Below are 25,627 nucleotides of genomic sequence, written 5' to 3'. Positions count from 1 at the left end.
AACAGCATGAAAAAGATTGATGCGATTATTAAACCCTTCAAGCTTGACGATGTGCGTGAAGCGCTGGCAGAAGTGGGTATTACCGGCATGACAGTGACCGAAGTGAAAGGCTTTGGCCGTCAGAAAGGCCACACTGAACTGTACCGTGGTGCGGAATACATGGTGGATTTTCTGCCGAAGGTGAAAATTGAAATCGTCGTGCCTGACGATATTGTCGATACCTGCGTGGATACCATTATCCGCACGGCGCAGACGGGCAAAATCGGCGACGGCAAAATTTTTGTGTTCGACGTAGCGCGCGTAGTCCGTATCCGTACTGGCGAAGAAGACGACGCAGCCATTTAAGCCGCGTCACTCTGTTGGCCTGATAAGCGCTGCGCCATCAGGCACTGCAATTGCCGGATGGCGGCCTGACCGCCTTATCCGGCCTACAAATAACAGGCTCTTACAGCACCTTATGTGGGCCGAAGCATTCGTAATGAATGTTTTCGTTGTTCACGCCCAGCTCAACCAGTTGCTTCGCGGCAAACTGCATAAACCCGACCGGACCGCACAGGTAGAACTGCATATGTGGAGCGCTAATCGCCGCTTGCATCGCCGTCAGGTCCATCAAACCTTCGCTATTAAACGCACCGTTGGCGCGATCCGCTTCGTTCGGCACGCGATACCAGGTATGGGCGGTAAAGTTGGGCAGCGTTTTACCCAACTCGCTGACTTCATCGGCAAACGCATGAACGTCACCGTTTTCGGCTGCGTGGAACCAGTTAACCTGCGCGGTATGGTTCGCTTTGGCCAGCGTATCAAGCATTGCCAGCATCGGCGTTTGGCCAACGCCTGCGGAAATCAGTGAAACAGGGGTATCCTGCGCAACGGTCATAAAGAAGTCGCCCGCCGGAGCCGCTAAATGCACCACGTCACCGACATTTGCGTGGTTATGCAGCCAGTTAGAAACTTGACCGCCATCTTCGCGCTTAACGGCAATACGGTAACCCTTGCCATCCGGTTTACGCGTCAGTGAGTACTGACGAATTTCCTGATGCGGGAACCCTTCCGGCTTCAGCCAGACGCCCAGGTACTGGCCTGGCTGATATTCCGCGACGGCACCGCCGTCAACCGGTTCAAATTCAAAGCTGGTGATTAAGGCGCTGCGCGGGGTTTTGGCTACGATGCGGAATGGACGCGTACCTTCCCAGCCGCCAGTTTTACTGGCATTTTCGCTGTAGATCTGGGCCTCACGGTTAATAAATACATTTGCCAGAACACCATAGGCTTTTCCCCACGCGTCCAGAACTTCCTGACCCGGATTAAACATTTCGTCCAGCGTTGCTAACAGGTGCGTACCGACGATGTTGTACTGTTCAGGTTTGATCTGAAAGCTGGTGTGTTTCTGGGCGATTTTTTCCACTGCTGGCAGCAGCGCCGGCAGGTTTTCGAGATTGCTGGCATAGGCGGCAATCGCATTAAACAACGCTTCACGCTGATCGCCATTACGCTGGTTACTCATATTAAAAATTTCTTTGAGTTCAGGGTTATGAGCAAACATGCGATCGTAAAAATGGGCGGTCAGTTTCGGACCAGTTTCAACCAGCAGGGGAATCGTGGCCTTTACAGTAGCGATGGTTTGAGCGTCAAGCATACGGTCTTCCTTTATGTAAAACTTTAATAATGTATTTTAAATGCATCTTATAAAAAATATCCCTGCTTTGTAAATGGTTCTTTGTCATTTTGCGTTTCAAAAGTTACAACGTGAAAAATCTGCATCACAAAGCTGAAAAGAATTCCAATGAATTTCGTAAGGCCTTCATTCCGCAAAGCCTTATGTGGCATGAAGGTAATCGTTTGCGTAAATTCCTTTGTCAAGACCTGTTATCACAGAATGATTCAGTTATACTGTTGCCCGTTGTCCAATTGGACCGCCTTTTAAGGCCAAAATTTTATCGTTAGCTGAGTCAGGAGATGCGGATGTTAAAGCGTGAAATGAACATTGCCGATTATGATGCCGAACTGTGGCAGGCTATGGAGCAAGAAAAAGTACGTCAGGAAGAGCACATCGAACTGATCGCCTCCGAAAACTACACCAGCCCGCGCGTGATGCAGGCGCAGGGCTCTCAGCTGACCAACAAATACGCTGAAGGTTACCCGGGCAAGCGCTACTACGGCGGTTGCGAATACGTTGATATCGTTGAACAACTGGCTATCGACCGTGCTAAAGCGCTGTTTGGTGCGGACTATGCTAACGTTCAGCCGCACTCCGGCTCCCAGGCTAACTTCGCGGTCTACACCGCGCTGCTGCAACCGGGCGATACCGTTCTGGGTATGAACCTGGCGCAAGGCGGTCACCTGACTCACGGTTCTCCGGTTAACTTCTCCGGTAAACTGTATAACATCATCCCTTACGGTATCGATGAGTCCGGCAAAATTGACTATGACGAAATGGCGACGCTGGCGCAGACTCACAAGCCGAAGATGATCATCGGCGGCTTCTCCGCTTACTCCGGTATTGTTGACTGGGCTAAAATGCGTGAAATCGCAGACAGCATCGGTGCGTACCTGTTCGTGGATATGGCGCACGTTGCAGGTCTTATCGCCGCTGACGTCTACCCGAACCCGGTTCCGCATGCCCACGTTGTGACCACGACTACCCACAAAACCCTGGCGGGTCCGCGCGGTGGTCTGATCCTGGCCAAAGGCGGCGATGAAGAGCTGTATAAAAAACTGAACTCTGCGGTATTCCCAAGCGCCCAGGGCGGCCCGCTGATGCATGTGATTGCCGGTAAAGCGGTAGCACTGAAAGAAGCGATGGAGCCAGAGTTCAAAGTCTACCAGCAGCAGGTTGCGAAAAACGCCAAAGCGATGGTTGAAGTGTTCCTGAGCCGTGGTTACAAAGTGGTTTCTGGCGGTACTGAAAACCACCTGTTCCTGCTGGATCTGGTTGATAAAAACCTGACTGGTAAAGAAGCAGACGCAGCGCTGGGCCGTGCGAACATCACCGTCAACAAAAACAGCGTACCAAACGATCCGAAGAGCCCGTTTGTAACCTCCGGCATTCGTATCGGTTCTCCTGCTGTGACTCGCCGTGGCTTTAAAGAAGCGGAAGTGAAAGAGCTGGCTGGCTGGATGTGTGACATCCTGGACAATATCAATGATGAAGCGGTGATTGAGCGCATCAAAGGTAAAGTTCTGGATATCTGCGCGCGCTTCCCGGTTTACGCGTAATTCCTTTCTGTTCGCGGATGGCGGTGTGTACGCCGCCATCCGGCTTCTGCTTTAGCATTTTTAACATTCTCTCTCTTCCTTTCTCCCGCCGTTTAAATGTTAATTTAATGTTTACTTGCCAGGCTGCCCGTTTATCGCCAGACTATCGCCTCCATAAGGGAGGGAATCATGGTCCTGCACTCCACGCGCTGGTTGGCGCTCGGTTATTTCACCTATTTTTTTAGCTACGGTATTTTTCTTCCTTTCTGGAGCGTCTGGCTCAAAGGACTTGGACTGACGCCGGAAACTATCGGTTTACTGCTGGGCGCAGGACTGGTGGCGCGTTTTCTCGGAAGCCTGATCATCGCTCCTCGGGTCAGCGATCCCTCACGACTGATCGCTGCTCTGCGCATTCTCGCACTGTTGACGCTGGTCTTTGCGCTGGCGTTCTGGTTCGGCACCCATGTCGCGTGGCTGATGGTGGTGATGGTGGGCTTTAACCTCTTTTTCTCCCCTCTGGTGCCGCTGACGGACGCCCTGGCCAATACCTGGCAAAAGCAGATCACCATGGATTATGGTCGGGTACGTCTGTGGGGATCGATCGCCTTCGTGATTGGCTCCGCACTGACCGGTAAGCTGGTCAGTCTGTACGACTACCGGGCGATTCTGGCGCTGTTGACCTTAGGTGTCGCCTCGATGCTGTTAGGGATGCTGATCCGACCCAGCGTGCTGCCGCAGGGGCAGAGCCGGCATCAGGAGAGCGCCGGTTGGCCAGCCTGGCGTTCGCTTGTAACGCAGAGCTGGCGCTTTCTGGCCTGCGTTTGCCTGTTGCAAGGGGCGCATGCCGCTTATTATGGCTTCAGCGCGATCTACTGGCAGGGGGCGGGGTATTCCGCGTCGGCAGTCGGTTATCTCTGGTCGCTGGGGGTCGTGGCTGAAGTGATCATCTTTGCCCTGAGCAATAAACTGTTCCGCCGTTTCAGTGCCCGCGACCTGCTGTTGCTCTCTGCGGTTTGTGGGGTGATTCGTTGGGGGCTGATGGGCTGGACTACAGCCCTTCCGTGGCTGGTCGTGGTGCAAATCCTCCACTGTGGCACCTTTACCGTTTGCCACCTGGCGGCGATGCGTTATATCGCCGCGCGGCAGGGAAGTGAAGTCATTCGTTTGCAGGCGGTCTATTCCGCCGTCGCGATGGGCGGCAGTATCGCCATCATGACTGTTTTTGCCGGGTTCCTCTATCAGTACCTGGGTAACGGTGTTTTCTGGGTGATGGCGCTGGTGGCATTACCTGCCATTGTGCTGAGGCCAAAAGTGCAGGCCTCAGCCTGATTCCAGAATTTTACGGATCTGCTGCTGCTGATGTTCAGACAGCGCCTGCGTGGTATGAATGAGCGGCGGCGAAAAGAGCGGCAGCGGCGTGGTATACGGCGTCACGATTAGCGCCACGCCACGCGGCGCGCCCTCGTGCTGGTAGGTCTGCATCGGCATTGTTCTGATATTGAGCGGCAGCAACGTCAGTTCCCGCAGCTGCTGCTCGATCTGGCTTTCCAGTTCGCTATCCTCTCCGGTCAGTAAAACGATCTGTTTTTCATGCAAGTCATTCTCTTGCATGAGCCAGGCGCCAAAGATCACCGCCACCAGCCCGATCTCTTCTTCGGAAAACTGCGTGTCATATTCCTCAGCAAAACCGTCTAAGGCATCGCGGGTCGTGCGCATCAGGCGTGGGTAAAGCCGCGCGAATTCGTCAGGGAGTGTGTTGTCAATCCCGATGGAAAACAGGCTGCGGTTCAGCGCCTGGGCAAGGTGAATGTAAAGCTGATCGTGTAGCCCCTGCTCATCATTGAAGCGCACCTGTCCCCGTTCGCGAAAACGCAGGACCAGACGCGTAATTGCCAGGCGAAGTCGACGGTCTTTCTGATGACTATCGCGGATCGGATCCGGAATACGAATCATCAAAAAGAGCAGAGCCATAAACAACGATTCGTTAAATGGCGCATTTTGCATCACTCGCCGCTGCCAGTGGCGACCAATTTCCTGAGCAAGAAGGTATTCATCGCACGACTGGGCCCAGTGCTGTTGCACAGGGGTAAATTCCGGCGAGATACCCGCATGATGCTGCAACAGGCAATACTGCAAATAGAGACGCAGAAACTGAATATCACGACACTCAAACGTTTTTTGCAGGCGACGACCGCAGAGATTAATCAGCGCGTGTAGATTAGTGTCGTCATACAGCGTGCGCAGAATCTTCCTCTGCTTCAGCTCAGTCTTTAATGCCGGCGTAAAGTGTTGGTTGATATAGGTCGGGCATAAGCGTAATCCGCGTCTGAGCCAGTGCAGCAGGCAGAGACGCTGGTTAAGCGCGGTACCTTCAATCTGATAGCTCCCATCATGGCCTGCGACAATGCTAAGCTGATGATAACGCTGGATCTCTATACCCGTTTCGGTGATATCCGCATGGGCAATAGCATCATCGACGCCATTTAGCGCACTGATTGTTTCAGCGGTGACACTCTGTCCCGGCTGGAAAAGCGTCAGCAATAGCTGGCAACGGCGCTGGGGAGCGGAAAGTACAGATGGTGGAGCAAGCGTTGGCATCATCTGTCGGGCCTCCCGTAAGTAAGTCTCATAAGAATAGCTAAAGATTTTCCTCTGCCATTACGAATGAAATGCTTTGCTTCAGGAATGCAGGAGAAGGTCACAGAATTTTTTACAGCAGGCGATGAAAAAGGAAGTTGAACGCAGCGACATAACACTATTTTTCGCTGTTTTATTTGGTGGTGAAATGCGAAAAGCCCCGCGATCTATCGCGGGGCTGGGTGGGAAGGTGATCGCTAGCGATGGCTACGCTGGCTGAGCGTTAACCCGACGTCGCCGCCAGGGTGTACCGCCAGCAGTGTCTCTTTCGAATACCCGCTTTCGCTCATCAGGCAGGCGCAGGCGGCATCAAAAAGCGCAATCACCAGCATAATCGAGGTGGTGGCGAGCATATTCAGTGGGTCCGCTTCACGCTGCACGCCCGTAGAAATCACCAGCCGCGATGCTTTGGCAATGGCAGAGTCGGCGTTTTCTGTCACGCTGAGTATCGGCACGTTTTTCGCAGCAAGTCCGGGCAGTAAACGGGTTAGTTCATCCGAATTACCGCCGCGAGATAGCATAATGACCAGATCGTTGTCGCGTAAAAAACCCAGATCGCCGTGAGCGGCGTCGGTGGCGTTGAGGTAGATGGCCGGGCGCTCAACGCAGGCCAGCATATGGGCAATTTTACGCGCCGCAACCCCCGAGGTCCCTACACCGGTGACGACGATCTTTCCCGTACACCCGCGCAATTCCGCCATGAGAGCATTCCATTCAGGTTCGCTTAAATGGTCACTCAAACCCGCCAGCGCTTCGCTGTATAGCGTCCAGGTTGCGGTAGCCTGCTGCCACGCGCTCGTCATGCGTCCCCCTGCATCAGTTGGCGGTACTTAATATGATCCTGATACATCTGGTGGAACACCTGATACTTCCGGTCGTAATACTGCTTAATGAGGTTGGTCTGCGGGGTGACCGTTTTTCCAATACGACTCATCGCCGACATTGCTTCCGGGAGGGTATCGAAGACGCCTGCCGCAATGGTGCCCATCATTGCACCGCCCAGCAGCATCGCTTCACTCTCTTCAGGCAGCAGCATAGCGCAACCGGTCGCGTTGGCATGCTCCTGAACAAAGATCGGGTTCTTCGTACCGCCGCCGCTCGCCATGATGGTGTCGATGCTGTACCCGCTCTGGTTCATTGTCTCAATGATATGGCGGGTGCCGAGCGCGATGGCCTGGATGGTAGCCAGATACTGCAACGCCATATCCTCCGGTGTGCGGGATAGTTTTAGCCCGCTGATTGCACCGGTGAGCGTCGGGTTAGCACGCGGCGAACGGTTGCCGTGAAAGTAGGGCAGGATATGAATATCGCGGGTTAAAAAGGCGATATTCTCCGGCTCTCCCGCCATTTTGCGTAACAGCGCGTTCAGGATTTCGTAAATGGTTTGCCCTTGTGATTTTGCCTGCGCCAGCAGCGTCTCATAGCATGGGTGCGACTGAATAATATGGTCGATGAGCGCCCCGGTCGCCGACTGACCGCCTTCATTGAGCCAGTATTCCGGCAGCACCGCCGAATAGTAAGGTCCCCAGACGCCGCCAATAAAGCGCGGCTCTTTCGATATCGCCATATGTCCCGTTGAGGTACCGCCAATCAGAGCAACACGGCGGTCAAAGTCGGCTACTTCGCCCGAGACGCCGCAGGCACCGAGCGTACCGAGGGTACCGGCATGGGCGTCAATAATGGAGACGCTAACGGCGGTGCCCGGAACCAGCCCCATTTCGCTGGCAGCGCGCTGAGAAAGGCCGTGCCCGAGCGGTTCCCCCATGGTTTTGACGTAGCGGCCGATTTTTGCCGCATCGTGTTGCAGGAGATCTTCCAGACCAATCTCGCGGAAATAACTGGCGTCCCATTTATCTTCATGGCCCATGTACGTCCATTTGCACACCGTCGAACACAGCGAGCGGGTATCATCGCCCGTGGCGCGCCAGGTCAGAAAATCGGGAAGATCAAAATAGTAGCCCGCGTTTGCCCAGGTATTCGGCATATGCTGTTTGAGCCATAACAGCTTCGGCGTTTGCATCTCCGGAGAGATGATGCCACCCACATAGTCCAACACCCGATGATGCAGCGCGTTAATACGCTCGGCCTGGGTGATGGCGCGGTGATCCATCCACACGATAATATTCTGCTCGCTACGCCCTGAAGGGCTGACGGTCAGCGGCTTACCTTCTTTATCCAGCACCACCAGCGAGCAAGTAGCGTCAAAGCCTAACCCTTTGACCTGAATAGGATTGATATCGGACTGGTTAATAGCATCGCGAACGGCGTTGCACACTGCCTGCCAGATGTTATCGGACGACTGCTCAACGAAGTCGGCCTGCGGACGGTAAATTTCGATGGCGCGGGTGGCCTGACCGACCATTCTGCCATTGAGATCGAACACCCCTGCGCGGGCGCTTCCGGTCCCTACATCCACACCAATAAAGTAACTCGCCATAATTTTTCTCCTGAAATCAGGCTTTACGATTCTGTAATGCGATAAAGAGGATCAGTACCGCGCCCCAGAGCGCCATCGTCAGATAGCTACTGATCCCCAGCAAATTGAAGCCGCTCTCCAGCATCTGCAGCACGACCAGCGCCAGCACCAGGCCGAGAATGCGGCCGAACCCACCATCCGGATTAATACCGCCCAGCACCGAGGCGAGGATGGTGACCAGCAGATAGGATTCGCCATATCCGGCTTTTGCTGAATTGAATTTGGCCATCATTAAAATCGCCGCCACCCAACCGAGGAGTGCGGAAATGACATAGACGGAGATTTGCACCCGTATGGTGTTGACGCCGCTGTAGCGGGTTGCCTGTTCGTTTGAGCCCATCAGGTACAGGCTGCGTCCAAGCGTAGTGTGTTCCAGCAGTACCCACAGCAGCACTGCAACCACGAAAAAGAGCAGCAGCGCGACGGGGATACCGGCCAGCGTCGCGTTGCCAAGATACTGAATCGCCGTCGGGAAACCGGAAATCACCGTGCCGTTGGAAAGCAGGATATTCAATCCGGAAATGAGCGTCATGGTGCCAAGCGTGGCCAGAATAGGCGAGACGCCGACCCAGGCAATCAACGCACCGTTTAATGTACCGATCGCCACCGCGACCGCCGCACCAGCCAGCAGCGCCAGCGCAAGAAACAGGGGACTGTCCGGATGGCTGACAATCACCGCCGCCATCACTAGCGAACAGGCGTTAGCCCCGGCGATGATCGACAGGTTAATGCCGCCTGTCAGCATGGTCATCCCCATTCCCAGCGCCAGCATTCCGAGAATCGGCAACTGTGAGCCGATGGACTGGAAGTTAGCGACGCTAAAAAAGCGTGTGCCTAGCAGTGCTGAAAACACCACGGCGACGACCAGAATGATCACACACTGCAGGCGGATGATGGCATCACCGGGTAATACGTTTGCGAATGCTTTCATCTTAAAGCTCCCTGGCCAGTTTGCGTTTTTCATTCCACGCCGTGGCGCTAATGCTGACGAGGATAATGGCGCCGCTGAACACGGTATGCCAGTACGAGGAGACGCTGAGCAGCGTCAGGCCGTTTTGTAAAAAGGCCAGCAGAATCACCCCCAGCAAAGTACCGGTTAGCGTGCCGCGACCGCCGCTCATGCTGGTACCGCCGAGCACGACCGCCGCCAGGACTGTCAGCTCAAAACCGAGCAGCGAGTTTGGCGCTACGGACTGGGTGATCTGCGCCTGCACCACAGCAGCGACGCCGGCCAGAATGCCCATATAGCCGTAGACGTAGAAATGCAGCTTCAGCAGATTCAGTCCGAGGCGGGAAGCGGCGTCGCGGTTGCCGCCCATTGCGTAAATCTGGCGACCAAGGCGGGTGTGGTTCATCAGGAGGGCGGTGAAGAGAATCACGGCCGCCAGGCATAGCAAGGGGAGGGTGAGGCCGTAGTCATAGCCGTCTGCGGCGGTGAACGAGAACCAGTTGATGCCATTCATAAACCAGTCCGGAAAACCGTACAGCCAGGTGCCCTTGGTGGCGTAAACCAGCAGACCGTAATAGACGTTCAGTGTTGCGATGGTAATGATGATGGCCGGCACGCGCAGCCAGTAGACCAGAAAACCGTTCACTAAACCGAGCAGCAGCCCAACCGCGCAGGCCAGCGTCAGCGCCAACATAAAGTTGCCACCGTGGGCAATTACCCAACTGGCCATGGCATATTGCGCGATGGCGGTCATCGCCGGGAAGGAGATGTCGATACCGCCGGAGATCAGCACCACAAACAACCCACAGGCCAGAATGCCAAGGATAGCGTAGCTGGTGGCGACATCCGTCAGGTTGCCCAGTGACAGAAACTCATCGGTTTTCACACTCAGCCCCACCGCCAGCGCAATCACCAGCAGCCCGAGCCAGAATTCATGTTGCCCGACTAAGCGGGAAAGACGCACGTTAATCATGGATGACCTCGACTACCTCAGCAATATCCTCTTCACGGCAGCGATGCGGGTTAAATTCGGCGACCAGTTTTCCCCGGCGCATCACCAGCACGCGGTGGCTGTTGTAATAGGCTTCCGGGATCTCATCGCAAATCATCAGCACCGCCATTCCCTGTTCCGCCAGGTCACGGGCAATCTGGTAGATCCCTTCTTTGTTAGCGATATCGACGCCCACCGTGGGCGAATCAAGAATCAAAATACGCGGGTTAGTCGCCACCCATTTGGCGATGGCGATGCGCTGGGCGTTACCACCGGAGAGCGTTTTCACCGGCAACTGCGGATCGGAAACTTTGATGTTGAGTTCACGGATCAGATCGGCGACCAGTGCCTGCGCTTTAGCGTGATCGAGCAGGCCGCTGCGCGTGTGCAGTTTGTCGAAAACGGTGACGATGGTGTTGTCGTAGATCGACTGTTCCATGATCAACCCTTGGGTCAGGCGATCTTCTGAGACATAGCCGATCCCGTGCTTAATGGCGTCATGATTATTGCGTAGTCGAACTGGCTTGCCGTTAATGCGGATTTCGCCGCTTTCCGGTTGGGTCATCCCAAACAGGCTCAGGCAAAGCTCAGTGCGACCGGCACCCAGCAGACCTACGATCGAGACAATTTCACCACTGCGTAGCGCCAGGTTGATATCCTGATATTTACCCCGGCGGGTTAAGTTACACAGTTCCAGCATGGGGGCCTGCTCGACAGGCGGTTTTTCCGGTAATGGACTGTAGTGAAAGCGTTGTCCGGTCATCAGGAACGCCAGCTCATGGCTGTCGAGTTCGCTTGCCGGGTATGTGCCTACCAGTTTGCCATCGCGCATCACGCTGATCCGGTCCGCCACTTCCATCACCTCGTCAAGACGGTGACTGACGAAGACGACGCAGATCCCGTCGGCTTTAAGCTCGTTAACGACGCGCAGCAGACCGTTTACTTCCTGGCGCGTCAACGAGGCGGTAGGTTCATCCATAATGACCAGTCGCGCGTCAGCGGCAATGGCGCGGCAGATGGCGACCAACTGGCGGTCGGCAATCGAGAGCTTTTCCACTTTTTTGTCCGGATCGAGAGTGACACCAATCCGCTTCATTGCTGCCAGCGCCTGTTGTTTCATTGCGCCACGACGCACCCAAATGTCGCCACCGGGCAGGTAGCGGTTAACGGCAATATTTTCCGCCACGCTGAAGTTGGGAAAGAGGGATAAATCCTGATAGATAACCTGAATGCCAAAATGAGAGGAGAGCTGCGGCGACAACGCGTGCAGCAGTTTGCCGTCCAGCAGGATTTGCGCCCCTTTTTCTGGCTGATAAACCCCGGAAATCACTTTAATTATGGTGCTTTTGCCGCAGCCGTTTTGCCCCGCCAGACAGTGAACTTCGCCTTTCTTTAGCGTCAGGTTCACATTATCCAGCGCCAGCACGCCCGGGAATTGCTTGCTGATATTCTCAAGTGTGATAAATGCGGTGGTGTCTGTCATGGACAATACCCCTGCGAGCGCCCCGAAGGGCGCTGAGTGTTAATGGTGTTGATACGCCGCTCAGACGAGAGGCGTTGGGTTTCCCTGGTGTTGGCTTAGAGCCTTAGAAACCGAGCGATTGTGCATTATCTTTGGTGACTTCGAGGATCTTGTTAAAGCGGATCACTTTCTTCTCCATGTCGACATCGGCTTTCCCTAAACCCTCAATCGTAAGATCCGGGGTTACGTCTTTACCCTGCAACAGTTGATTCGCCACTGTTACCAGCGCGTAACCGGCATCTTTCGGATCCCACAGCATCGCTTTTTTGATATCGCCACGCATCAGATAAGGTGCAGCCTGCGCGGGCATGGCGATCCCCACCACAGCGACTTTATCTTTAGCCCGTTTTTTCTGCACCGCCTGACCTGCACCGATAGGACCCAGCGAGCCGAAGCCAATAATGCCCTTCATCTGCGGATAGGTTTTCATCAGATCCAGCGTGGTGGAGTAGGACTTATCAATACTCTCCGCCACTGGCAGGCGAGTGGTGACTTCGAACATATCCGGGTATTTTTCTTTTTGATACTTGATGGCGTAGTCGGCCCAGGCGTTATGTAACGGCACGGTCAGCGATCCAACATAAATCGCGTATCCGCCTTTACCGCCCATGTCTTTCGCCAGTTCATCAACGTTGGCCTGCGCGTATTTTTCACTGTCGATGGTTTCGATATCCCACTGACCAATCTGCTGATCCGGAGATTCATGCGTCAGGACGACAATGCCTTTCTCGCGTGCTTTTTTCAGCACGGGCTCAAGAACTTTCGCGTCATTAGGTACCACAATGATCGCGTTCACGTTCTTGGCAATAAGATCTTCAATGACCTTCACCTGCTGCGCCGGATCTGGCGTAGAAGGGCCGGTCTGATAAGCGTTAACATCCAGTTTCTTTGCTGCTTCATTGACGCCGGTTTCCATGCGGTTGAACCACGGAATGCCGGTGACTTTAGCAACCACAGCAATTTCATACTTTTCTGCCGCAAAGGACGTGCCGGACAACATGCATGCAGAAGCCAGGGTTGCGCTGAGTAATGCGAGTTTAAATTTCATAGTTGTACCTTTTGTAGGGACCAGGGCAAGTCACGACTGGAGGTTAGCAACGAAGGGAAGAGGTAATGAATCATAAGTTTTATAAATGTGATCGATAACCAATGATGTTAAAATATAGATAATTTATGGTTAACTTTAGGTTAATTTTTATGTTCGTGGTGGAAGTGTGCAAAAAATAACTGTTAAAAATAACGAATAATTAAACATATAATTAACAAGTTATTATCAATTCCATGAGGGGAACGATTTTATTAAGCGTTGTGTCGCCAGAACCGCATGGGGAAAGTTTTAAAAGTGAGAACTGAATCGAGTCCAGAAATCAACGCTCATCAACATGCCATTCGATGATATTCTCTCGGGTAATCTTGCCAGGATAGTCTGCTTTTGGCCTGAACGTGACCGTGAGGATCCGATGTCATTCATTAAACACCGGGCTTTGCCCTTTTTACTCGCTTTTATAGCCTTCAGCGCGGGCGCACATCCTCATAGCTTCATTCGGCTAAAAACAGAGATTGTCACCGACAATCATCAACTCGTGGCGCTCAAAATGCGTTGGACTATGGACGAACTCACCTCCGCGGACCTGCTTTATGATGCAGGCGATGCAAAGCCAGGTTCAGACATCTGGAAAAAACTGGCAGCGGAAGTGATGGCGAATGTTCTGGCTCAGCACTATTTCACCGGGATGTGGCACAACGGGCAGAAGATAAAGTTTAAAAATCGGCCGACGGAATATGGTATGGAGCGTGAGGGGCATGAGGCGGTGCTCACGTTTGTGCTGCCGCTGGCACAGCCGCAGCCGCTCAGTGGACAGCATTATACCTTTACGACATTTGATCCCGCCTATTATGTCGACATGAGCTACGAACAGGATAGCGATGCGCTATTACCGGAAGCACTGAGTAAGCAGTGCAAGCTGACCGTTGAGACGCCCGCGCCCAGCGAAGACATCCTGAAATTTGCTCAGTCGCTCGACAAAGAAGACGCGCCGCCAGAGGATATGGCGCTGGGGGAACAATTTGCGCAGAAGGTGACGTTGGTATGTCAGTAATCTTAACGGGCCGCAGTCGTTCGCAACGCTGGCTTCAACTTTGGCCGCTGGCGCTGTTTTTACTGGTAGCGATCGCGGCCGGCGTAGGGTTATGGCAGAGCTGGCCGCAGGTGATGGTCAAAAGTATCAGTTGGCAGCGGGAAGTGAATCAGCAAATGAGCCTTTTGCTGAAAGCGGTTGCCGCGAATCCCACCCAGGCAGGCGGTTCGCTCCTGCTGTTCAGCTTTGTGTATGGTGTGCTGCACGCGCTGGGGCCAGGTCATGGAAAGGTTGTCATCACCACCTGGCTGGCGACCCATCCGGCAAAGCTGAAGTCGAGTATTGGTCTGACGCTGGCCTCATCTTTGCTACAGGGGCTGGTGGCAATTGCTCTGGTAGTGCTGGTGCTCGGCATCCTGCAACTGCCGGCAAGACAACTGCATCTGAGCGGATTCTGGCTGGAGAAAGGAAGCTACGCCCTGGTGGGCGTCCTGGGGCTTTTTCTGTGCTGGCGAGCGGTGCGGAAGCTGCGTGTGCTGCTGCGTAAACCCAAATTTACTGCCTTTACGCCGCATCATGTGCATCATGAAAACTGCGGGTGCGGGCATCAGCATCTTCCCGATCCTGAACAGCTAAAAGGTGGCGACGACTGGCGCGCACGGCTGATGATTATCCTGTCGATGGGAATGCGCCCGTGTTCAGGGGCAATCATGGTGCTGCTGTTCAGCAAAGTGATCGGCGTCTTTGCCTGGGGAATGGCCTCTGCGCTGGCGATGGCGGCGGGCACGTCACTGACGATTACCTCTCTGGCCTTGCTGGTACATGGCTTCCGCTCGCTGGCGGTAAGACTCAGCGCGAATAAAGCGCCAGTACTGTGGCGGCAGATAGGATGGTCCACGCTGGCGTTAGCCGGTGGCGCGATCTTAGTGGTTGCTGCGGTGGTGATGTGGTTGAGTGCGGTGCCGGTGGGAAGAGGTCTAAGACCATTTTAAAAAAGCCGGATGGCGGCTACGCCTTATCCGGCCTACATGATGCGTAGGCCCGGTAAGCGAAGCGCCACCGGGCATGGCGGAATTAACGCTTCAGCGCGTCGCTCAGTTCGTCACGCATGCTTGCCAGCATCGCTTTCACTACGCGCGGGTTACCTGCCACGATGTTGCCGGTCGTCATGTAGTTATGGCCGCCGGTAAAGTCACAAACCAGTGCGCCTGCTTCGCGAGCAATCAGCTCACCCGCAGCGAAATCCCACGGGCGCAGACCAATTTCAAAATAACCGTCAACGCGCGCGGCGGCGACATAGGCCAGATCCAGCGCGGCAGAGCCGGTGCGGCGGAAATCGGCGCATTCGGTAAACATTTTACCGAGGATATTCATATAAGAGGTGGCGTGCTGCTTCGCTTTGAACGGGAAGCCGGTCGCAATGATCGTGCCATCCAGATCGCGAGCGTTGCTGCCGCGCAGGCGATAGCCGTTCAGCTGTGCGCCCTGACCGCGCGTGGCGGTAAACAGTTCATTACGCATTGGATCGTAAACAACGGCGACTTCAGTACGGCCTTTAATGCGTACTGCGATAGATACCGCGAAGTGCGGCAGGCGTTTTACAAAGTTGGTGGTGCCATCCAGTGGATCGATAACCCATTGAACATCCTGATCGGTACCTTCATGTTCACCGCTTTCTTCGGTAATGATGGTGTGCTGTGGGTAAGACTTACGGATCGTTTCGATAATAATCGCTTCGGCGGCTTTATCGACGTTAGTCACGAAATCATTGCTGCCTTTCTGGCTGGTTTCTACTGAGTCAGGCGTTTCGTAGTGTTTGGCAATTACATTACCCGCCTTGCGCGCTGCGCGCACGGCGATAGTCAGCATCGGATGCATCGGTCACTCTCACTGGATGTTAAAGAACGGGGAAACGAAAACGGCGCAGAGTATAGCAGCGAATTCGGAACATGTCCTGAATTTATGGTACGATAGGCGAATAATCTTTAGCCGAAGAAAGACAATGCTGCAAAATATTCGAATCGTGCTGGTGGAAACCTCTCATACCGGCAATATGGGGTCTGTTGCCCGCGCAATGAAAACAATGGGGTTGACCAATCTGTGGTTGGTTAACCCGCTGGTTAAACCCGACTCCCAGGCCATCGCTCTGGCGGCGGGTGCCAGCGATGTGATTGGTAACGCGCAGATCGTCGATACCCTCGACGAAGCGCTGGCTGGATGTAGTCTCGTGGTGGGCACCAGCGCGCGTTCACGTACGCTGCCGTGGCCGATGCTCGACCCGCGCGAATGTGGTTTAAAAAGCGTCGCAGAAGCGGCAAGCACGCCGGTGGCGCTGGTCTTTGGCCGTGAGCGCGTAGGCCTGACCAATGACGAGCTGCAGAAATGTCATTATCATGTCGCGATTGCCGCCAACCCGGAATACAGTTCGCTGAACCTGGCAATGGCCGTACAGGTTATCGCATATGAAGTGCGTATGGCCTGGCTGGCTACCCAGGAAAACCCGGACGCGGTGCATGAAGAAACGCCGTACCCGCTGGTTGACGATCTGGAGCGCTTTTATGGTCACCTTGAGCAGACGCTGCTCGCGACGGGGTTCATTCGTGAAAGCCATCCGGGGCAGGTGATGAACAAATTGCGTCGTCTGTTTACCCGTGCGCGTCCGGAAAGCCAGGAGCTGAACATTCTGCGCGGGATGCTGGCGTCGATAGAGCAACTGAAGAAAGATAGCTGATGTCTGAGTGCCGGGTGGCCTTCGCTTATCCGGCCTACGCGATGTGCTGACATCCGGCGAACGAATACCGCACGGAACGACAAATACCTGACTAAAACAGTCAAGTAAATAGTTGACTGATTTAGTCGGGAATGTCAGACTTGGCCCTGCTATGCAATACCCCTATTTTACAATAAAAAACCCCGGGCAGGGGCGAGTTTGAGGTTAAGTAAGACATGAGACTGACATCTAAAGGGCGTTATGCCGTGACCGCAATGTTGGACGTTGCGCTCAACTCCGAAGCGGGCCCGGTACCGTTGGCTGATATTTCTGAGCGTCAGGGAATTTCCCTTTCTTATCTGGAACAGCTGTTCTCCCGTTTACGTAAAAATGGTCTGGTATCCAGCGTGCGTGGGCCAGGCGGTGGTTATCTGTTGGGCAAAGACGCCGGCAGTATTGCCGTAGGTGAAGTGATTAGCGCTGTTGACGAGTCGGTTGATGCCACGCGTTGCCAGGGCAAAGGCGGTTGTCAGGGCGGCGATAAATGCCTGACCCACGCGCTGTGGCGCGATCTGAGCGACCGTCTGACCGGTTTCCTCAACAATATTACATTGGGCGAACTGGTGAATAATCAGGAAGTTCTGGACGTGTCTGGCCGTCAGCAAACCCATGACACGCCGCGCACGAATCGTGCTCAAGAAGCGATCGACGTTAAGCTGCGCGCGTAAAAAAACGATAAAGATTTCAGAATCAGGCCGGGGCGTTGACGCGTCCCGTCAACACGGTCGTACATCCAGCCGGTTGCCTGATTCCTTGCATTGAAGCGATGTACGGAGTTTATAGAGCAATGAAATTACCGATTTATCTCGACTACTCCGCAACCACGCCGGTGGACCCGCGTGTTGCCGAGAAAATGATGCAGTGTCTGACGCTGGACGGAAACTTTGGTAACCCAGCTTCCCGTTCACACCGTTTTGGCTGGCATGCTGAAGAGGCGGTGGATATCGCCCGTAATCAGATTGCTGACCTGGTGGGTGCCGATCCGCGTGAAATCGTCTTTACCTCCGGTGCGACCGAATCCGACAACCTGGCGATCAAAGGTGCAGCCAACTTTTATCAGAAAAAAGGCAAGCACATCATCACCAGTAAAACCGAACACAAAGCCGTACTGGATACCTGTCGTCAGCTTGAGCGTGAAGGGTTTGAAGTGACCTACCTCGCGCCGCAGAGCAACGGCATTATCGATCTGCAAGAACTGGAAGCGGCAATGCGTGATGACACCATTCTCGTTTCCATCATGCACGTGAACAACGAAATCGGTGTCGTGCAGGATATTGCGACCATCGGCGAAATGTGCCGTGCGCGCGGTATTATCTATCACGTTGACGCCACCCAGAGCGTGGGCAAACTGCCTATCGACCTGAGCCAGTTGAAAGTGGATCTGATGTCCTTCTCCGGCCACAAAATCTATGGCCCGAAAGGGATTGGCGCGCTGTATGTGCGTCGTAAGCCACGTATCCGCATCGAAGCACAGATGCACGGCGGCGGCCATGAGCGCGGTATGCGTTCTGGTACTCTGCCTGTTCATCAGATTGTGGGTATGGGTGAAGCCTATCGTATCGCTAAAGAAGAGATGGAAACCGAGATGGCGCGTCTGCGTTCATTGCGTAACCGTCTGTGGAATGGCGTGAAGGATATGGAAGAAGTCTATCTGAACGGTGACCTTGAGCACGGCGCGCCAAATATCCTCAACGTTAGCTTTAACTACGTTGAAGGCGAGTCGCTGATCATGGCGCTGAAAGATCTGGCGGTTTCCTCTGGTTCTGCCTGTACCTCTGCAAGCCTTGAGCCTTCCTACGTGCTGCGCGCACTGGGTATGACTGACGAGCTGGCGCACAGTTCTATTCGTTTCTCTTTAGGTCGTTTTACTACCGAAGAAGAGATTGATTACACCATCGATTTAGTTCGCAAATCTATTGGCCGTCTGCGCGACCTTTCTCCGCTGTGGGAAATGTATAAGCAGGGCGTGGATCTGAACAGCATCGAATGGTCACATCATTAATCGGTACCGATAAGGAGAATTCAACATGGCATACAGCGAAAAAGTCATCGATCATTACGAAAATCCACGTAACGTGGGTTCTTTTGACAACAGCGACGAGAACGTAGGCAGCGGCATGGTGGGTGCACCAGCCTGTGGTGACGTGATGAAGTTGCAGATCAAAGTCAACAATGAAGGTATCATTGAAGACGCGCGTTTCAAGACTTATGGCTGCGGTTCCGCCATTGCGTCCAGCTCCCTGGTCACCGAATGGGTGAAAGGGAAATCTCTGGACGAAGCTCAGGCGATTAAAAACACCGATATCGCTGACGAGCTTGAACTGCCGCCAGTGAAAATTCACTGTTCTATCCTGGCAGAAGACGCGATCAAAGCCGCCATTGCGGACTATAAAAGCAAACGTGAAGCAAAATAAGAAGAGTTGAGGTTTTATTATGTCGATTACACTTAGCGACAGTGCAGCAGCGCGAGTAAATACCTTCCTGGCAAACCGCGGTAAAGGGTTTGGCCTGCGTCTGGGCGTGAGAACGTCGGGCTGCTCAGGTATGGCGTATGTACTGGAATTTGTTGATGAACCGGCGGCAGAAGACACCGTGTTTGAAGACAAAGGCGTTAAGGTGGTTGTCGATGGCAAAAGCCTGCAATTTCTGGACGGTACGCAGTTAGACTTCGTCAAAGAAGGTTTGAACGAAGGGTTTAAATTCACCAACCCTAACGTAAAAGACGAATGTGGGTGCGGCGAAAGCTTCCACGTATAACGCGCTTATCGATAACCCCACACGCAAGATTGACGTGTGGGGTTTGTTCTAACAGGCTACCCCTGAGATAGTTATGGATTACTTCACTCTCTTCGGATTACCCGCGCAATACCCGATTGACTTCCAGGCACTGACGGTCCGTTTTCAGGATCTCCAACGTCAGTATCACCCTGATAAGTTTGCCAGCGGCACGCAGGCAGAACAGCTCGCCGCCGTGCAGCAGTCCGCCACTATCAATCAGGCCTGGCAAACGCTGCGTCACCCGTTGATGCGGGCAGAATATTTACTTTCCCTACACGGTTTCGATCTTGCCAGCGAGCAGCACACAGTGCGCGATACCGCATTCCTGATGGAACAACTGGAACTGCGCGAAGAGCTCGACGAGATCGAACAAGCGAAAGACGAAGCGCGGCTGGAGAGCTTTATCCTGCGCGTGAAAAACATGTTTGAAAGCCGCCATCAGCAGATGGTGGAACAACTGAATCGCGAAACGTGGGACGCGGCGGCTGATACCGTGCGAAAACTGCGTTTCCTCGATAAACTGCGCAGCAGTGCAGAACAACTCGAAGAAAAACTGCTCGATTTTTAATATTCGGAAGCAATTATGGCCTTATTACAAATTAGTGAGCCTGGTCTGAGTGCTGCGCCGCATCAGCGTCGTCTGGCGGCGGGTATTGATCTCGGAACCACCAACTCTCTGGTCGCCACCGTGCGTAGCGGCCAGGCCGAAACGCTGGCCGATCACGAAGGGCGTCATCTACTGCCATCGGTCGTTCACTATCAGCAGCAGGGCCACTCTGTGGGCTACGCCGCGCGTGAAAATGCCGCGCTGGACACGGGCAATACCATCAGTTCTGTAAAACGCATGATGGGGCGTTCTCTGGCAGATATCCAGGCGCGTTATCCGCATCTGCCTTATCGTTTTCAGGCGAGTGAGAACGGCCTGCCTATGATTGAAACTGCGGCGGGGTTACTGAATCCGATCCGCGTTTCTGCTGATATCCTGAAAGCCCTGGCCGCCCGTGCTGTTGAGTCGCTTTCCGGTGAGCTGGACGGCGTGGTGATCACCGTTCCGGCATACTTCGACGATGCTCAGCGTCAGGGCACCAAAGACGCAGCGCGTCTTGCTGGCCTGCACGTACTGCGCTTGCTCAATGAGCCCACCGCAGCGGCGATTGCCTACGGTCTGGACTCTGGTAAAGAGGGTGTGATCGCGGTTTATGACCTCGGGGGTGGCACCTTCGATATCTCCATTTTACGCCTGAGCCGCGGTGTGTTCGAAGTGCTGGCGACGGGCGGCGACTCCGCTCTTGGCGGCGATGATTTCGACCACCTGCTGGCTGACTATATCCGTGACCAGGCCGGGATTGCCGATCGCAGCGACAACCGCCTCCAGCGTGAACTGCTCGACGCCGCTATTGCCGCGAAAATCGCCCTCAGCGATGCTGAATCCGTGACCGTTAACGTTGCAGGCTGGCAGGGTGAAATTACCCGTGAACAGTTTAATGAACTGATTTCCGCACTGGTTAAGCGCACATTGCTGGCCTGTCGCCGCGCGTTGAAAGACGCAGGGGTTGAGGCTACGGAAGTGCTGGAAGTGGTGATGGTCGGTGGTTCAACGCGCGTGCCGTTGGTGCGTGAGCGCGTCGGCGAATTCTTCGGCCGTTCGCCGCTGACCTCGATCGACCCGGATAAAGTGGTGGCGATTGGCGCTGCGATTCAGGCGGATATTCTGGTAGGTAACAAGCCGGACAGCGAAATGCTGCTGCTCGATGTGATCCCGCTGTCGCTGGGCCTCGAAACCATGGGCGGCCTGGTAGAGAAAGTGATCCCGCGTAACACCACGATTCCGGTGGCCCGCGCGCAGGATTTCACTACCTTTAAAGACGGCCAGACCGCGATGTCAATCCACGTCATGCAAGGTGAGCGTGAGCTGGTGCAAGACTGCCGTTCCCTGGCGCGCTTTGCGCTGCGTGGGATCCCGGCGCTGCCAGCGGGTGGGGCGCATATTCGCGTGACCTTCCAGGTCGATGCGGACGGTCTATTGAGCGTGACCGCCATGGAGAAATCCACCGGCGTTGAATCGTCAATTCAGGTTAAACCGTCCTACGGTCTGACCGACGGTGAAATCGCCTCAATGATTCAGGATTCGATGAGCTTTGCCGAGCAGGACGTAAAAGCGCGTATGCTGGCAGAGCAGAAAGTCGAAGCGGCGCGGGTGCTGGAGAGTTTAACCGGTGCGCTAGCCGCTGATGCCGCGCTGCTCAGCGCCGCAGAACGTCAGCGTATCGACGATGCCGCCGCGCACCTGAGCGACGTGGCGCAAGGCGATGATGTTGACGCTATCGAACAAGCCATTAAAAACGTAGACAAACAAACCCAGGAATTCGCTGCTCGCCGCATGGACCAGTCTGTCCGTAGCGCGCTGAAAGGCCATTCCGTGGACGAGGTTTAAAATGCCAAAGATCGTAATTCTGCCCCATGCGGATCTCTGCCCGGATGGCGCTGTTCTGGAAGCTAAGACCGGTGAAACCATTCTCGACGTTGCCCTGCGTAACGGTATCGAAGTGGAACACGCCTGTGAAAAATCCTGCGCCTGCACCACCTGCCACTGTATTGTGCGTGAAGGTTTCGACTCGCTTGCTGAAAGCAGCGAAGACGAAGATGATATGTTGGATAAAGCCTGGGGTCTGGAGCCAGACAGCCGTTTAAGCTGTCAGGCAGCGGTGACCGACGAGGACCTGGTCGTGGAATTCCCGCGTTACACCATCAACCACGCACGCGAGCATTAATATGGGACTGAAGTGGACAGACAGCCGTGAAATCGGCGAGGCGCTCTACGACGCAAATCCGGATCTCGATCCTAAAACCGTACGATTCACCGATATGCATCAGTGGATCTGCGATTTAGAAGACTTTGATGACGATCCCAACGCATCCAATGAAAAAATTCTGGAAGCGATTCTGCTAGTCTGGTTAGACGAGGCCAGCTAAGTCACATTACGGGCTGCCTTCAGGCGGCCCGTTTGCTAATAAGGATAAAAAAATGACCGAAGCGATGAAAATTACGCTCACTACGCAGCCAGCCGATGCGCGCTGGGGCGAGAAAGCCATTTACAGCATTAATAACGACGGTATTGCACTGCACCTTAACGGAAAAGATGACCTGGGTTTGATCCAGCGCGCGGCCCGCAAAATTGACGGCCTGGGTATTAAGCATGTCCAGCTTACCGGTGAAGGTTGGGATGCAGATCGTAGCTGGTCGTTCTGGCAGGGTTATAAAGGCCCGAAAGGCAGCCGCAAGATTGAGTGGCCGGAACTGGACGATGCGCAACGTCAGGAACTGGAAAACCGTCTGACTATCATCGACTGGGTGCGCGACACCATTAACGCCCCGGCGGAAGAGTTAGGGCCGGAGCAACTGGCGCAGCGTGCTGTGGACCTGATGTGCAGCGTGGCGTGCGATCACGTGACGTATAGCATCACCAAAGGCGAGGATCTGCGCGAGCAGAACTATATGGGGCTGCATACCGTGGGTCGCGGTTCTGAACGTCCGCCGGTGCTGCTGGCACTTGATTACAACCCGACGGGCGACAAAGAAGCACCGGTGTATGCCTGCCTGGTGGGTAAGGGCATTACCTTTGACTCCGGCGGCTACAGCATTAAACAAAGCGCTTTTATGGACTCGATGAAGTCCGACATGGGCGGTGCGGCAACGGTGACTGGCGCGCTGGCGTTTGCCGTGACTCGCGGTTTGAATAAACGCGTGAAGCTCTTCCTCTGCTGTGCGGATAACCTGATCAGCGGCAATGCGTTTAAACTGGGTGATATTATTCGTTATCGCAACGGCAAGAATGTGGAAGTGATGAACACCGATGCGGAAGGGCGTCTGGTGCTGGCGGATGGTCTGATCGACGCCTGTGCGCAAAAACCAGAGCTGATTATTGATGCTGCAACTCTGACCGGGGCGGCGAAAACGGCGCTCGGTAATGATTACCACGCGCTGTTCAGCTTTGATGATCAACTGGCGAACCGTCTGCTGGCAAGTGCGGCGGCAGAAAATGAACCGTTCTGGCGTCTGCCGCTGGCGGAGTTCCATCGCAACCAATTACCGTCAAACTTTGCTGAGCTGAATAACACCGGCAGTGCGGCGTACCCGGCAGGGGCGAGCACAGCGGCAGGTTTTCTGTCCCACTTCGTAGATAATTATCAACAGGGCTGGGTGCATATCGACTGCTCTGCGACCTATCGCAAAGCGCCGGTCGAACAGTGGTCCGCGGGCGCAACCGGGTTAGGCGTACGCACAATTGCGAATCTGCTGATCGCGTAATGAATGTCTCTATGTAGGCCGGGCAAGCGAAGCGCCACCCGGCATTTTCGCGGCGGGGGCGCTTCGCTTGCCCGCCCTACATCTCCTTTACTGTGATGCCTATGTCAGAAACCAAAAACGAATTAGAAACACTGCTGGAAAAAGCAGCAACTGAACCGGCACACCGTCCGGCATTTTTCCGCACCTTACTCGATTCCACCGTCTGGGTACCCGGTACCGCCGCAGAGGGTGAAGCTGTCGTTGAAGACAGTGCGCTGGATCTCCAGCACTGGGAAAAAGAAGACGGCACCACCGTTATTCCTTTTTTCACTTCTCTGGAAGCCTTGCAGCAGGCAGTGGAAAACGAACAGGCGTTTGTGGTCATGCCGGTGCGCACGCTGTTTGAAATGACGCTCGGCGAGACGCTGTTCCTCAACGCCAAACTTCCGACCGGAAAAGAGTTTATGCCTCGTGAGATCAGCCTGTTAATGGGTGAAGAGGGGAATCCTTTGAGTACGCAGGAGGTGCTGGAGGGCGGGGAATCGCTGATCCTTTCCGAGGTCGCTGAACTACCAGCCCAGATGATTGACTCGCTGACCACGCTGTTTAAAACCATCAAGCCGGTGAAGCGGGCGTTCCTGTGCTCCATCAAAGAAAGTGCTGATGCGGAATCTAACCTGTTGATAGGCATTGAGGCTGACGGCGATATCGAAGACATTATTCAGGCGGCGGGCAGCGTGGCGACCGACACCTTACCGGGCGATGAGCCGATTGATATCTGTCGGGTCGTGAAAGGTGAGAAGGGCATCAGCCACTTCATAACCGAACATATCGCCCCGTTCTACGAACGTCGCTGGGGCGGATTTCTGCGCGATTTCAAGCAGAACCGGATTATCTGATACCAGCGCAGTGCCCGTTTGCGAGACGGCGGAAAGGGCCTGCGTTGCTCTGGCAACATAGCCAGTTGGCAAGGCCGCGAACCGAACCAGCATAAAAAAACCGCTCAATTGAGCGGTTTTTTTATGGGCACAATCAACGCATAAATCAGATTTTATTAGCTTCTGCCGGTTCAACCGGTAAATCATCACGCGCGCCCCATTCGCTCCATGCGCCGTCATAGAGTGCAACGTTCGCAACCCCGAGGGTTGCCAGTGCCAGTACCACGACCGCCGCCGTTACGCCGGAACCACAGCTGGCAATAATCGGCCGATCAAAGCTGACGCCATGACCGAAGAAGATGGCATCCAGTTCGTCTGTGGTTTTCAGTTCGCCTTCAAAAACCAGTTCGGTCCACGGTACGTTCAGTGCGCCTGGCACATGGCCGCGTCGTAATCCCGGACGGGGTTCATCCACTTCAGCATTAAAACGGGCCGCCGGGCGGGCATCAACAATCTGGGCGTTTTTTTCGTGACTTGCCAACAACACATCGTTCACCCGCGCTACGGCTTCCGGGGTAAACGCGGCGTCAAATTCCCCTTCCGGCAGCTCAACGTCGCCCTCTACCAATGGCAATTCATCCCGCTGCCAGCCGGCCAGACCACCCGCGAGAATGGAGACCTTTTCCACGCCAAAGGTGCGCAGCATCCACCAGGAACGAGGCGCGGAAAACAGGTTCCCTTCGTCGTACACCACCAAATGCTTATCCTGGCACACGCCCAGTTCGCGCATGGCAACGGCGAAGGCCTCCGGGCGCGGCATCATATGCGGCAGAGGGGAGGTATGATCCGAAAGCGCTTCAATATCGAAAAATACCGCACCGGGGATATGTCCCGCGCGATATTCTTGCGCTACGTCGCGATCTTCCTGTCCCGGAGGGGCCATACGGGCGTCGATGATTTGAATTTGCGGATCGTCTATATGTTCTGCAAGCCAGTCGGCGGCGACAAAAAAGGCGGTAGTCATGGGTATCTCCATGTTAAACAGGTGTCCGGCAAATTGTCGGA

General features: G+C 54.5%; 26 protein-coding genes. 16 read left to right on the top strand and 10 right to left on the bottom strand.

What is annotated here, in order from left to right; translation table 11 throughout:
- The first annotated feature begins 6 nt into the window (after positions 1 to 6).
- Positions 7 to 345 carry a nitrogen regulatory protein P-II gene (gene glnB, locus HVY19_RS15160; protein WP_064526174.1) on the top strand — a complete coding sequence of 113 codons (339 nt, stop codon included), beginning with the start codon at positions 7 to 9 and terminating at the stop codon, positions 343 to 345.
- Positions 346 to 445: 100 nt separating this feature from the next.
- Here glnB and hmpA read toward each other — a convergent pair whose 3' ends face one another.
- Positions 446 to 1,636, bottom strand: a complete 1,191-nt coding sequence (gene hmpA / locus HVY19_RS15155) for an NO-inducible flavohemoprotein (protein ID WP_181681364.1) — start codon at positions 1,634 to 1,636, stop codon at positions 446 to 448.
- Between the two features lie 326 nt (positions 1,637 to 1,962).
- On the opposite strand from hmpA, the gene glyA reads away from it, so the two are divergent.
- Together glyA and HVY19_RS15145 are read left to right on the top strand one after the other, a co-directional pair.
- Complete coding sequence (gene glyA, locus HVY19_RS15150; protein ID WP_181681363.1) at positions 1,963 to 3,216, top strand: serine hydroxymethyltransferase; 1,254 nt, start codon at positions 1,963 to 1,965, stop codon at positions 3,214 to 3,216.
- A 168-nt stretch (positions 3,217 to 3,384) separates the two neighbouring features.
- Positions 3,385 to 4,524, top strand: coding sequence for a 3-phenylpropionate MFS transporter (locus HVY19_RS15145; protein ID WP_181681362.1), 1,140 nt, complete (start codon positions 3,385 to 3,387; stop codon positions 4,522 to 4,524).
- On the opposite strand, the gene csiE is transcribed toward HVY19_RS15145, so the two are convergent.
- From csiE to HVY19_RS15110, 7 genes are all read right to left on the bottom strand, one after another.
- Entirely contained in the window at positions 4,516 to 5,796 is a 1,281-nt protein-coding gene (gene csiE / locus HVY19_RS15140) for a stationary phase inducible protein CsiE (protein WP_181681361.1), read from the bottom strand. The genes HVY19_RS15145 and csiE overlap by 9 nt on opposite strands.
- A 233-nt stretch (positions 5,797 to 6,029) precedes the next feature.
- Positions 6,030 to 6,635: an SIS domain-containing protein gene (locus tag HVY19_RS15135; protein WP_181681360.1), complete on the bottom strand. Its 606-nt coding sequence runs from the start codon at positions 6,633 to 6,635 to the stop codon at positions 6,030 to 6,032.
- A complete protein-coding gene (locus HVY19_RS15130) occupies positions 6,632 to 8,269 on the bottom strand; it encodes an FGGY-family carbohydrate kinase (protein ID WP_181681359.1) in 1,638 nt (545 codons plus the stop codon). Before HVY19_RS15130 ends, HVY19_RS15135 begins: the two co-directional genes overlap by 4 nt.
- A gap of 16 nt (positions 8,270 to 8,285) precedes the next feature.
- Positions 8,286 to 9,239, bottom strand: coding sequence for an ABC transporter permease (locus HVY19_RS15125; protein WP_181681358.1), 954 nt, complete (start codon positions 9,237 to 9,239; stop codon positions 8,286 to 8,288).
- Between the two features lies 1 nt (position 9,240).
- Entirely contained in the window at positions 9,241 to 10,230 is a 990-nt protein-coding gene (locus tag HVY19_RS15120) for an ABC transporter permease (protein ID WP_181681357.1), read from the bottom strand.
- The gene (locus HVY19_RS15115) at positions 10,223 to 11,731 is read right to left on the bottom strand and encodes a sugar ABC transporter ATP-binding protein (protein ID WP_181681356.1); all 1,509 of its coding nucleotides are present in this window, start codon (positions 11,729 to 11,731) and stop codon (positions 10,223 to 10,225) included. Before HVY19_RS15115 ends, HVY19_RS15120 begins: the two co-directional genes overlap by 8 nt.
- Before the next feature lie 103 nt (positions 11,732 to 11,834).
- Entirely contained in the window at positions 11,835 to 12,818 is a 984-nt protein-coding gene (locus tag HVY19_RS15110; protein ID WP_181681355.1) for an autoinducer 2 ABC transporter substrate-binding protein, read from the bottom strand.
- 412 nt (positions 12,819 to 13,230) lie between these two features.
- Between HVY19_RS15110 and HVY19_RS15105 the strand changes: the two genes are divergently transcribed.
- A complete protein-coding gene (locus tag HVY19_RS15105; RefSeq protein WP_181681354.1) occupies positions 13,231 to 13,869 on the top strand; it encodes a DUF1007 family protein in 639 nt (212 codons plus the stop codon).
- On the top strand, positions 13,860 to 14,840 hold the full coding sequence (locus tag HVY19_RS15100; RefSeq protein WP_181681353.1) for a nickel/cobalt transporter: 981 nt from the start codon (positions 13,860 to 13,862) through the stop codon (positions 14,838 to 14,840). Before HVY19_RS15105 ends, HVY19_RS15100 begins: the two co-directional genes overlap by 10 nt.
- A gap of 82 nt (positions 14,841 to 14,922) precedes the next feature.
- Here the strand turns inward: HVY19_RS15100 and suhB are convergent, their stop codons facing one another.
- Positions 14,923 to 15,726, bottom strand: coding sequence for an inositol-1-monophosphatase (gene suhB / locus HVY19_RS15095; protein ID WP_042291430.1), 804 nt, complete (start codon positions 15,724 to 15,726; stop codon positions 14,923 to 14,925).
- Positions 15,727 to 15,850: 124 nt separating this feature from the next.
- Here suhB and trmJ point away from each other — a divergent pair, with 124 nt between their 5' ends.
- The 11 genes from trmJ to sseB all read left to right on the top strand — a co-directional run bounded on the left by trmJ (position 15,851) and on the right by sseB (position 24,583).
- Positions 15,851 to 16,579 carry a tRNA (cytosine(32)/uridine(32)-2'-O)-methyltransferase TrmJ gene (trmJ, locus tag HVY19_RS15090; RefSeq protein WP_181681352.1) on the top strand — a complete coding sequence of 243 codons (729 nt, stop codon included), beginning with the start codon at positions 15,851 to 15,853 and terminating at the stop codon, positions 16,577 to 16,579.
- Between the two features lie 215 nt (positions 16,580 to 16,794).
- Positions 16,795 to 17,286: a Fe-S cluster assembly transcriptional regulator IscR gene (gene iscR / locus HVY19_RS15085; protein WP_181681351.1), complete on the top strand. Its 492-nt coding sequence runs from the start codon at positions 16,795 to 16,797 to the stop codon at positions 17,284 to 17,286.
- A 119-nt stretch (positions 17,287 to 17,405) separates the two neighbouring features.
- Positions 17,406 to 18,620 (top strand): cysteine desulfurase, encoded by a 1,215-nt coding sequence (gene iscS / locus HVY19_RS15080; RefSeq protein WP_181681350.1) that lies wholly within the window; start codon positions 17,406 to 17,408, stop codon positions 18,618 to 18,620.
- Positions 18,621 to 18,645: 25 nt separating this feature from the next.
- On the top strand, positions 18,646 to 19,032 hold the full coding sequence (gene iscU, locus HVY19_RS15075) for a Fe-S cluster assembly scaffold IscU (RefSeq protein WP_002913991.1): 387 nt from the start codon (positions 18,646 to 18,648) through the stop codon (positions 19,030 to 19,032).
- 19 nt (positions 19,033 to 19,051) lie between these two features.
- Positions 19,052 to 19,375: an iron-sulfur cluster assembly protein IscA gene (gene iscA / locus HVY19_RS15070; protein WP_003037681.1), complete on the top strand. Its 324-nt coding sequence runs from the start codon at positions 19,052 to 19,054 to the stop codon at positions 19,373 to 19,375.
- Positions 19,376 to 19,448: 73 nt separating this feature from the next.
- Positions 19,449 to 19,964 carry a co-chaperone HscB gene (gene hscB, locus HVY19_RS15065; protein ID WP_181681349.1) on the top strand — a complete coding sequence of 172 codons (516 nt, stop codon included), beginning with the start codon at positions 19,449 to 19,451 and terminating at the stop codon, positions 19,962 to 19,964.
- Positions 19,965 to 19,979: 15 nt separating this feature from the next.
- Entirely contained in the window at positions 19,980 to 21,830 is a 1,851-nt protein-coding gene (hscA, locus tag HVY19_RS15060) for a Fe-S protein assembly chaperone HscA (protein ID WP_181681348.1), read from the top strand.
- A gap of 1 nt (position 21,831) precedes the next feature.
- A complete protein-coding gene (gene fdx / locus HVY19_RS15055; RefSeq protein WP_181681347.1) occupies positions 21,832 to 22,167 on the top strand; it encodes an ISC system 2Fe-2S type ferredoxin in 336 nt (111 codons plus the stop codon).
- A gap of 1 nt (position 22,168) precedes the next feature.
- A complete protein-coding gene (gene iscX, locus HVY19_RS15050) occupies positions 22,169 to 22,369 on the top strand; it encodes a Fe-S cluster assembly protein IscX (protein ID WP_181681346.1) in 201 nt (66 codons plus the stop codon).
- Positions 22,370 to 22,421: 52 nt separating this feature from the next.
- Positions 22,422 to 23,705, top strand: a complete 1,284-nt coding sequence (pepB, locus tag HVY19_RS15045; RefSeq protein ID WP_181681345.1) for an aminopeptidase PepB — start codon at positions 22,422 to 22,424, stop codon at positions 23,703 to 23,705.
- Between the two features lie 101 nt (positions 23,706 to 23,806).
- Positions 23,807 to 24,583, top strand: coding sequence for an enhanced serine sensitivity protein SseB (gene sseB, locus HVY19_RS15040; protein WP_181681344.1), 777 nt, complete (start codon positions 23,807 to 23,809; stop codon positions 24,581 to 24,583).
- A 145-nt stretch (positions 24,584 to 24,728) separates the two neighbouring features.
- On the opposite strand, the gene sseA is transcribed toward sseB, so the two are convergent.
- On the bottom strand, positions 24,729 to 25,586 hold the full coding sequence (sseA, locus tag HVY19_RS15035; RefSeq protein WP_181681343.1) for a 3-mercaptopyruvate sulfurtransferase: 858 nt from the start codon (positions 25,584 to 25,586) through the stop codon (positions 24,729 to 24,731).
- Positions 25,587 to 25,627 lie beyond the last annotated feature (41 nt).

Origin of the sequence: Citrobacter sp. RHB25-C09 (genome assembly GCF_013836145.1) — a bacterium.
In the GTDB taxonomy this organism is placed as follows: domain Bacteria; phylum Pseudomonadota; class Gammaproteobacteria; order Enterobacterales; family Enterobacteriaceae; genus Citrobacter_A.
This window is presented reverse-complemented; position numbering and strand designations above follow the sequence as displayed.

Excerpts from the sequence above, each read along its gene's own strand:
- glnB (WP_064526174.1), top strand. The coding sequence starts at position 7 with ATGAAAAAGATTGATGCGATTATTAAACCCTTCAAGCTTGACGATGTG.
- hmpA (WP_181681364.1), bottom strand. The coding sequence starts at position 1,636 with ATGCTTGACGCTCAAACCATCGCTACTGTAAAGGCCACGATTCCCCTG.
- glyA (WP_181681363.1), top strand. The coding sequence starts at position 1,963 with ATGTTAAAGCGTGAAATGAACATTGCCGATTATGATGCCGAACTGTGG.
- HVY19_RS15145 (WP_181681362.1), top strand. The coding sequence starts at position 3,385 with ATGGTCCTGCACTCCACGCGCTGGTTGGCGCTCGGTTATTTCACCTAT.
- csiE (WP_181681361.1), bottom strand. The coding sequence starts at position 5,796 with ATGATGCCAACGCTTGCTCCACCATCTGTACTTTCCGCTCCCCAGCGC.
- HVY19_RS15135 (WP_181681360.1), bottom strand. The coding sequence starts at position 6,635 with ATGACGAGCGCGTGGCAGCAGGCTACCGCAACCTGGACGCTATACAGC.
- HVY19_RS15130 (WP_181681359.1), bottom strand. The coding sequence starts at position 8,269 with ATGGCGAGTTACTTTATTGGTGTGGATGTAGGGACCGGAAGCGCCCGC.
- HVY19_RS15125 (WP_181681358.1), bottom strand. The coding sequence starts at position 9,239 with ATGAAAGCATTCGCAAACGTATTACCCGGTGATGCCATCATCCGCCTG.
- HVY19_RS15120 (WP_181681357.1), bottom strand. The coding sequence starts at position 10,230 with ATGATTAACGTGCGTCTTTCCCGCTTAGTCGGGCAACATGAATTCTGG.
- HVY19_RS15115 (WP_181681356.1), bottom strand. The coding sequence starts at position 11,731 with ATGACAGACACCACCGCATTTATCACACTTGAGAATATCAGCAAGCAA.
- HVY19_RS15110 (WP_181681355.1), bottom strand. The coding sequence starts at position 12,818 with ATGAAATTTAAACTCGCATTACTCAGCGCAACCCTGGCTTCTGCATGC.
- HVY19_RS15105 (WP_181681354.1), top strand. The coding sequence starts at position 13,231 with ATGTCATTCATTAAACACCGGGCTTTGCCCTTTTTACTCGCTTTTATA.
- HVY19_RS15100 (WP_181681353.1), top strand. The coding sequence starts at position 13,860 with ATGTCAGTAATCTTAACGGGCCGCAGTCGTTCGCAACGCTGGCTTCAA.
- suhB (WP_042291430.1), bottom strand. The coding sequence starts at position 15,726 with ATGCATCCGATGCTGACTATCGCCGTGCGCGCAGCGCGCAAGGCGGGT.
- trmJ (WP_181681352.1), top strand. The coding sequence starts at position 15,851 with ATGCTGCAAAATATTCGAATCGTGCTGGTGGAAACCTCTCATACCGGC.
- iscR (WP_181681351.1), top strand. The coding sequence starts at position 16,795 with ATGAGACTGACATCTAAAGGGCGTTATGCCGTGACCGCAATGTTGGAC.
- iscS (WP_181681350.1), top strand. The coding sequence starts at position 17,406 with ATGAAATTACCGATTTATCTCGACTACTCCGCAACCACGCCGGTGGAC.
- iscU (WP_002913991.1), top strand. The coding sequence starts at position 18,646 with ATGGCATACAGCGAAAAAGTCATCGATCATTACGAAAATCCACGTAAC.
- iscA (WP_003037681.1), top strand. The coding sequence starts at position 19,052 with ATGTCGATTACACTTAGCGACAGTGCAGCAGCGCGAGTAAATACCTTC.
- hscB (WP_181681349.1), top strand. The coding sequence starts at position 19,449 with ATGGATTACTTCACTCTCTTCGGATTACCCGCGCAATACCCGATTGAC.
- hscA (WP_181681348.1), top strand. The coding sequence starts at position 19,980 with ATGGCCTTATTACAAATTAGTGAGCCTGGTCTGAGTGCTGCGCCGCAT.
- fdx (WP_181681347.1), top strand. The coding sequence starts at position 21,832 with ATGCCAAAGATCGTAATTCTGCCCCATGCGGATCTCTGCCCGGATGGC.
- iscX (WP_181681346.1), top strand. The coding sequence starts at position 22,169 with ATGGGACTGAAGTGGACAGACAGCCGTGAAATCGGCGAGGCGCTCTAC.
- pepB (WP_181681345.1), top strand. The coding sequence starts at position 22,422 with ATGACCGAAGCGATGAAAATTACGCTCACTACGCAGCCAGCCGATGCG.
- sseB (WP_181681344.1), top strand. The coding sequence starts at position 23,807 with ATGTCAGAAACCAAAAACGAATTAGAAACACTGCTGGAAAAAGCAGCA.
- sseA (WP_181681343.1), bottom strand. The coding sequence starts at position 25,586 with ATGACTACCGCCTTTTTTGTCGCCGCCGACTGGCTTGCAGAACATATA.